The 6655-nt window shown below is 67.4% G+C and carries 9 protein-coding genes; 5 read left to right on the top strand and 4 right to left on the bottom strand.

Features of this window, described 5'->3' with window-relative positions; genetic code table 11:
- Window positions 1-96: 96 nt before the first annotated feature.
- Both ACFWDI_RS35555 and ACFWDI_RS35550 read right to left on the bottom strand, forming a co-directional pair.
- Complete coding sequence (locus ACFWDI_RS35555) at window positions 97-747, bottom strand: DUF4360 domain-containing protein (RefSeq protein ID WP_385310522.1); 651 nt, start codon at window positions 745-747, stop codon at window positions 97-99.
- Between the two features lie 246 nt (window positions 748-993).
- Window positions 994-1227 carry a chaplin gene (locus ACFWDI_RS35550; protein ID WP_385310521.1) on the bottom strand — a complete coding sequence of 78 codons (234 nt, stop codon included), beginning with the start codon at window positions 1225-1227 and terminating at the stop codon, window positions 994-996.
- A 926-nt stretch (window positions 1228-2153) separates the two neighbouring features.
- Between ACFWDI_RS35550 and ACFWDI_RS35545 the strand changes: the two genes are divergently transcribed.
- Complete coding sequence (locus ACFWDI_RS35545) at window positions 2154-2393, top strand: chaplin (protein WP_385310519.1); 240 nt, start codon at window positions 2154-2156, stop codon at window positions 2391-2393.
- A 149-nt stretch (window positions 2394-2542) separates the two neighbouring features.
- Here ACFWDI_RS35545 and ACFWDI_RS35540 read toward each other — a convergent pair whose 3' ends face one another.
- The gene (locus tag ACFWDI_RS35540; RefSeq protein ID WP_385310518.1) at window positions 2543-2827 is read right to left on the bottom strand and encodes a hypothetical protein; all 285 of its coding nucleotides are present in this window, start codon (window positions 2825-2827) and stop codon (window positions 2543-2545) included.
- Between the two features lie 360 nt (window positions 2828-3187).
- Between ACFWDI_RS35540 and ACFWDI_RS35535 the strand changes: the two genes are divergently transcribed.
- From ACFWDI_RS35535 to ACFWDI_RS35525, 3 genes are read left to right on the top strand one after another with little or no spacing between them, the layout of a single operon-like run.
- A complete protein-coding gene (locus ACFWDI_RS35535; RefSeq protein WP_385310516.1) occupies window positions 3188-3748 on the top strand; it encodes a glycosyltransferase in 561 nt (186 codons plus the stop codon).
- On the top strand, window positions 3745-3915 hold the full coding sequence (locus ACFWDI_RS35530) for a hypothetical protein (RefSeq protein WP_385310515.1): 171 nt from the start codon (window positions 3745-3747) through the stop codon (window positions 3913-3915). The genes ACFWDI_RS35535 and ACFWDI_RS35530 overlap by 4 nt, the downstream gene beginning before the upstream one ends.
- Window positions 3915-5096: a GNAT family N-acetyltransferase gene (locus tag ACFWDI_RS35525; protein WP_385310514.1), complete on the top strand. Its 1182-nt coding sequence runs from the start codon at window positions 3915-3917 to the stop codon at window positions 5094-5096. Before ACFWDI_RS35530 ends, ACFWDI_RS35525 begins: the two co-directional genes overlap by 1 nt.
- A 12-nt stretch (window positions 5097-5108) precedes the next feature.
- On the opposite strand, the gene ACFWDI_RS35520 is transcribed toward ACFWDI_RS35525, so the two are convergent.
- Window positions 5109-5375 carry a hypothetical protein gene (locus ACFWDI_RS35520; protein ID WP_327325758.1) on the bottom strand — a complete coding sequence of 89 codons (267 nt, stop codon included), beginning with the start codon at window positions 5373-5375 and terminating at the stop codon, window positions 5109-5111.
- Between the two features lie 369 nt (window positions 5376-5744).
- Here ACFWDI_RS35520 and ACFWDI_RS35515 point away from each other — a divergent pair, with 369 nt between their 5' ends.
- Entirely contained in the window at window positions 5745-6608 is an 864-nt protein-coding gene (locus tag ACFWDI_RS35515; protein ID WP_385310512.1) for a serine protease, read from the top strand.
- Window positions 6609-6655: the final 47 nt, after the last annotated feature.

Raw genomic sequence — 6655 nt, 5'->3', positions numbered from 1 at the left:
TGACGGCCACTCCGTGGGCTCCTTATTAACCAGGGGCGCCTGGGAGCGGCCAGCTAAGGGTGGCCGGTCCGAGGGCACATCCTCAGCACAGTCCTGTCAGGGCTCGTCGCACTCCTTCCAGGCCAGCCGGTAGACGGTGTTGATGGCACCGTCCGTCGAGTCCATGGTCATGAAGCTGGTCGTCTTCTTCGGATCCGATGTCCCCGCGTTGACCCGCACTTCAGTGTTGATGTTGAAGTTGCGCTTCACGCCGCACGCCGCCCAGACCAACTGCCCCCATTCCGTGGAGTCGGTCGCATTCCAGTTGTCGTCGAGGGGGCCCCGGAAGGGGTGATTTCTCGCCGCTGTGTCCGGCGAGCCCTGGAAGTAGTACGACGCCTTCTGTATCGCGGTGGCGCCGGACTGCAGGCTCGCGAAGCCGCGGTAGTCGGCGCTGGCGATCGCGTACGTGAAGCCCTGTGGGACATGCACGACCAGGTTGAGCTGGCAGTTCTTCCGGAAGTCGGTCGGGTTCGCACCCACGCCCACCTTCGCGAGGTACTCGCTGTAGGTCACGGTGAAGGCGGTGTTGTCCTCGGACACGGCGACCGCGGCGGACCCCGGGCGACAGCCCGATCCGTTGACTGTCGCGATGTCGATCGTGATTTTGTCGGGGGGCGTGATGCTAATGGCGGAAGCGTTCTGAGAGGCCAGCAACGAAGCGAGAATTGCCGCTGTCGCGCCACCCGCTAAAAGTGCACGGGACATGATTCTCCCATCGGGGAAATGTGAAGGGTTCATCCGGAAGTGACCATGGCTAGCCGTGACCATGTCAACCCTTCAAGCATTTCTGGGTGCTTCTCGAAGAGCCGGATCGAGTGGAATGGTAGGTAGCCAAGCGGGGGCTGGCTAGGGCCGTTATCGGCCTCTCGTCGATGTGCCGGAACCGGCCATCAGAGAAAAGCGGCACCGAGGAGCACTTTCGTGCCCCTCGGTGCCGCTTTGTGGAGAATGTCAGTCGTTGGAGCAGGAGTTGCCGGTGGCCGGGTTCAGCAGGCCGATCACGCTGATGGTGTTGCCGCAGACGTTGACCGGCACGTGCACCGGAACCTGGATGACGTTGCCCGACACGACGCCGGGGGAGTCCTTGGCGGTACCATCGGCGCCCGCGTCCGCCATGGCGGGGGCAGCGCTGCCCATGGCCATGAAGATGCCGGCGACAACCACTGCAGCCTTCTTGTGCTTCATCGTTTTGATCCTTTCAGCAGTGGTGCTGTACGCAAGCCCGACCTTCGCGCTGCGCTTCCAGTTCCCTGTTCATGAACACCCCTGCAGGACTAGTAACGATTCGATTCCCGTCAAGAAGCCTCAATATGGCCGCCAACTCGAAAAGTCACTCGTATGCAGCACGGCAGAGTTATCGTACTGCCGGGAAGATTCTTTGCGATAATGATTTTCTTGCTTCTCGGTGTGCCTTTTCCGCCTTATTGGAACTTTTGTTTCCCTGAATAAGTGCCCGCTCGAACGTATGGCGCTCTGGGGCGGGCTGATCAACTCTGTTCGAAGGGTTTGGTTCCGCGTGTTCACTCGAATGCCACAATTGCGTCATATGTGGCCCGTTGTAAATACCGGCGGAGGGCCTTCGAGAGGTCCTCCGCCGGGCGAGGCAGATCGCCGAGCGCACCCGAATGCGCCATGCCAACAGGTGGCACGACTGCTCCACGGCGCAATGCGCCGCCGGCTGGAGGTTTGTACCCGGGTGGATCCCGTACACGTTCTGCTCCGCCATTCCATCACTCCGGGGCGGCCACCCGGCCCCGGATTCACCCTTTTGCCGAATGAATTCCGCACAGCCGGACAATCCCTGATCGAGGCGCCGCGTAGGCACTCGGCGCACAATCGGGCGATGAAAACAATATGAAAATAACGGCGACCGGTCAGGTGTCCGTACAACACGGAACGGACGCTGCCTGCCAAGGGCTTGTCGAGCGACCCCTGGACTCTTGAGGATCGTTTCTGCGGGCTCACATGCATGGCCCGCATTGGCGTGCTCGTATGGTAATTAGGCTGAACAGGGGGACCGGCATTGTCGGCCGTGTCATCTCTATGGGGAACCCGTTTCGATCTGTGTGGGCCCTAATTTTGGGCAGAACATCGAGCAGAAGGTATTTCCCATGAAGACTGCCAAGAAGGCCGCCCTGGTGCTGGCCACCGCTGGTCTCGCCGCCGGTGCCGCCTCCGGATCCGCGTTCGCCGACTCCAAGGCGAACGGCACCGCCAAGGACTCGCCGGGCGTGGTCTCCGGCAACCTGGTCCAGGCTCCGGTACACGTCCCGGTGAACGTCGCGGGCAACACCGTCAACGTGGTCGGCCTCCTCAACTCGGCCTCCGGAAACGACGCCTCCAACGGCTGACCCCCGCGCTTCGCCACACCAGGGTGGCGCCACCGTTACCGATCGGTGGCGCCACCCTGCTCGCTGTTCTGAGCTGCGCATACAGCGGAAGGGGGTGCGACCGCCGACGGTCGCACCCCCATCTGAACGCGCTGCCGCAGACGGCCCGTTCAGCCGCCCAGCTGGACGCCGCCCAGCATCGGGGTGACCTCACCCGCGCTCTTCAGAGCCTCCTGAGGGGCGCTGCCCTTGACATTGTTCAGGCCGATCGCAGTGTCGGCGACCTTGGTCACCGTGGACTCGTCGCTGCTCGGCAGTGTCTGGCCGAGGGCCTGGGCAAGGCCGGCCTTGAGGGTTGTGGGGGGCATGGGCGTCGTCGCGGCAACCGCGGGAGACGCCGTCCCCATCGCCGCCACGGAGCCGGCAACGATCGCAGCAACCCTTGAGTACTTCATCTCTACGACTCCTGTTCTCCGGCTGCGTTTCTCGCCGCCGTCGACATGGGTAACGACACGCGACCGCAGGAGGCACCCCTGGTTTGCGGCCTTTCGATACCGGCGAGTCCTACGTGATTTCCAACTAGCTTTCTGACAAAGTGCACTCCTGCTTTGTTGCGTTGCACGAACATGCTCCGGAACGGCGCCGCCGGGGCGAACAGTGACGAACCACTGCGCCGGCTCTCCGAGCGGCACGGAAGGCGTACGGGACGGGAACGGCACCGCGTTCTCTTTGTGTCGGCAGATTCTCGCCGCTGAATTTCACGGCGGCGCTGCTCGCCCGAGCCATCTGAAGTCCGCGTACGAAGAGAGCCGCCCGTGCTGCAGAGAAGTGGGAGCGAGAAGAGCCAGCGGACGGTTATTCACCTGGTGCAGCCGGTGGACGGGGGAGTCGCACGCGTCGTCACTGACCTGGTCAGGGAAGTCCTGACCGCAGCCGGCCTCATCCGCAGCAGCAGCCCCCATCTCGTGCACGCGCACAGCGCCAAGGCAGGGCTCGCCGCCCGCCTCGCCGTACGCGGACGTGTTCCGACCGTCTTCCGGCCGCACGCCTGGTCCTTCGACGCGATGGAAGGGCACGCCGCCGAACGGGCGCTGAAGTGGGAGCGGTACGCGACCCGTTGGACCACCCGGACCCTGTGCGTCAGCGAGACCGAGCGGAGGGCCGGGGAGCAGGCCGGAATCGCCGCCCGCCGGGCCGTACGCGCTGCAGACCTGCCGGACGCCGTGTCGCCGCCTGCGCTCGCGACGACGGAGGACGTCAGCCGAGCACGGACAGCGGCTCGCCACCCGTGCGCAACGCGTCCTCCCCGCCGACGCCTTCGTGGTGTACGCGCCCGCCCCGGACACCACCCCTCGACCGAGAGAGCAAGCCGATGACCGACTCGCCCGAGCAGGAGCCCGCCACCCCCGGATCGCCGTCGCAACGAATCGGCGCACCCCTCGCGTGGATCACCCCACTGCCCAACCGGTGGGCGCCGCCCGCCTGCTTGCAGGCGATCCCGCCGACCGGGCCCGTACCCGCCCGCGAGCGGGAGCTGGTGTGATGGCCGGCGAGCGAACGGTCATTTCCGTCAGACTGTGCCGCGATCCCCGCGACTTCGCCGGACTCCGGCCGGAGTGGGAGGCGCTGCAGCGCCGGTGCGCCACGGCCACGCCCTTCCAGAGCCACGCCTGGCTGCTCTCCTGGTGGCTCTCGTACGGGAGGGGCGGCCGGCTCCGTGTCGTTCTGGTACGCCGTGGCGGACGTCTCGTCGCGGCCGCGCCCCTGATGCTCGTACATCGTCCGATGCCGCTGCTCGTTCCGCTGGGAGGCCAAATCTCCGACTTCGGCGACATTCTCGTCGACGACGAGCACGCGGAGATCGCCATCACGGGGCTCGAGCGGGGACTGCACCGCGCCGCACGGCACGCGGTGATCGAACTGCGTGAGGTACGGCCGGGGGCGGCGGCCCAGCGGCTGTACGAGGCGTGGCCGGGGGCGCGACGGCGGCTCACGGACTCGGTCTGCCTGGAGCTCCCGGCCGTCCCGGTCGAGGAGCTCGTCAAGCGGCTGCCGACCGTCCGGGCGCAGCGACTGCAGGCCGAGCTGCGCGAGATCGACGCGCTGAAGATCGAGAGCTACGCGGTGCCCGAGCACGAGGTGCCCGCGGCCGTCGACCATCTGCTGCGGCTGCACGAACTCCAGTGGCGGGGGCGCGGGGTCGCCCAGGAACACCTCAAGCCGCGGTTCGCGGAGCATCTGGCGCGGGCGACGCAGCGCATGGTGCGGGCCGGCGAGGCCGCGCTGACCGAGTTCCGGCTGGACGGCGAGGTGGTGGCGGCCCATGTGGCGCTGCAGTCCGGGTATCTGACGGGCGGCTATCTGCACGGCGCCCACCCGGGGCTGCGGGAGAAGAAGGTGGACGTGGCGACGATGCTGCTGCGACACGACGCGGAGCTCGCGGCGCGCACGGGCCGGCAGGTTCTGAGCCTGCTGCGGGGCGACGAGGCGTACAAGAGCCACTGGCGTCCGCGGGCCGTCATCAACCAGCGGCTGCTGCTGGCCCGGTCCGGTCTTGAGCCCGCTCTGCGGCTGCGGGCCGCGCAGGTGGGCCGGCGCGCGAGGGCGGCGGGGGGCGTGGACACACGGTTCCGCGGCGCGCGCTGGTGGCGTGCCCGCCTGAACGACTGGCGGGACGCCCGCGCCGCCGATGTCCGGGGCGGAGCTGACGCGGCCCGTCCGTGATCGTTGACCGTGTCAGGCCGGGTGCGGGTCGTGGAGCCAGCCCCTGCGCGGCGGTGGGGGACCGGGGCGGGCGTCGGCTTCGCCCTCCGGTGGCGGCGGATAGTGGGCGAGGCGGGTCCACTCGGTGTCAGGGCGGCCCGGCAGGGTGCGGCCGGCGGCGGCCCACTCCTGTTCCAGCTCTTCGTAGATCGGGCTGGCGCCTGCGGGCGGGCTCGTCGGATTCGGGGCTGAGAGCGTCTGGACGCGCTGCCATCGAGCAGGCGCGGTAGTCCTTGCCATAAGCGGCAAACGCGCGCCCGCGGGCGAAGTCACTGCCGGGGTACGGAGCGGGGGGACAGCAGGAACGGTTTTTCGACCCCTTCGCGCGTGTCGGTGAGGATCGTCCCGGCGGCAGGGTGCAAAGTGGGATGTTTTCGCTCGCGAGGCCGTGATGATACGGAAAACGGCTCGCGGAAGGGGGCGAAGCGTCCGAGCCGGCCGCGCCGGTGACTCGTCGTCAGTACGCGGGCCGGCCCGTGGGCGCACCGGTGTCGGCCCGCGCCCGGCTGACCGGATTCCGTACCTTGTCGGCCGACGTGAATGCGCCAACAATGCGCATGACAAACCGAAGGCTCTTCGGTCACTGAAGTCGCAAGAGGGGACCCCCACATGAACAAGCCTCTCGTCGGCGCGCTCCTCGCCCTGGCACTCCTCGGGACGGGCGCGGCACCCGCGATCGCGGTCACCACCGCGGACGCGGCACCGGCCGCCACCTCCACCGTTCCCCAAGTCGGCGTCAAAGCAGTCGACTTCGCCGGAACGGTGGCGCTCAGCAACTGTTCCGGATCGGTGGTGCGGATGCCCGCGTCGGAGCCCGACGACCCCGCACTCGTGCTCTCCAACGGGCACTGCATAGAGAGCGGCTTCCCGGCCGCCGGTGAGGTCATCGTCGATCAGCCGTCCAGTCGTAGTTTCGGCCTTCTCAACTCCGCGGGCAGCAGAGTCGCCACGCTGCGCGCCAGCAAGATCGCATACGCGACGATGACGGACACCGACATCTCGCTCTACCAACTCACGCGCACCTACGCCCAGATCCAGAGCAGCTACGGCATCAAGGCGCTCGAGATCAACGCCGCGCACCCGGTGCAGGGCACCGCCATCAAGGTCGTGTCCGGGTACTGGAAGCGGATCTACAGCTGCAACATCGACGGCTTCGCGTACCGCCTCAAGGAAGGCGAGTGGACCTGGAAGGACTCGGTCCGTTACACCTCCAGCTGCAACACCATCGGTGGTACGTCCGGCTCGCCCGTCGTCGACAACGCCACCGGCAAGGTCGTCGCGGTGAACAACACCGGCAACGAGGACGGCCAGCGCTGCACCGACAACAACCCGTGCGAGGTGGACGAGAACGGGAAGGTGACGGTGCGCCCAGGCATCAACTACGGCCAGGAGACGTACGGGATCGTGCCGTGCGTCGGCCTCGACAACAAGATCGACCTGGGGCGGCCGGGCTGCACGCTGCCGAAGCCGTGACGCCTGCGGTGCCGTGACGCCTGCGGTGCCGTGACGCCCGTGGTGCG

It is taken from the genome of Streptomyces sp. NPDC060064, assembly GCF_042736455.1.
Lineage (GTDB): Bacteria > Actinomycetota > Actinomycetes > Streptomycetales > Streptomycetaceae > Streptomyces.
The sequence above is the reverse complement of the archived record's forward strand: the minus strand, read 5'-3'. Positions and strand labels throughout refer to the sequence as shown.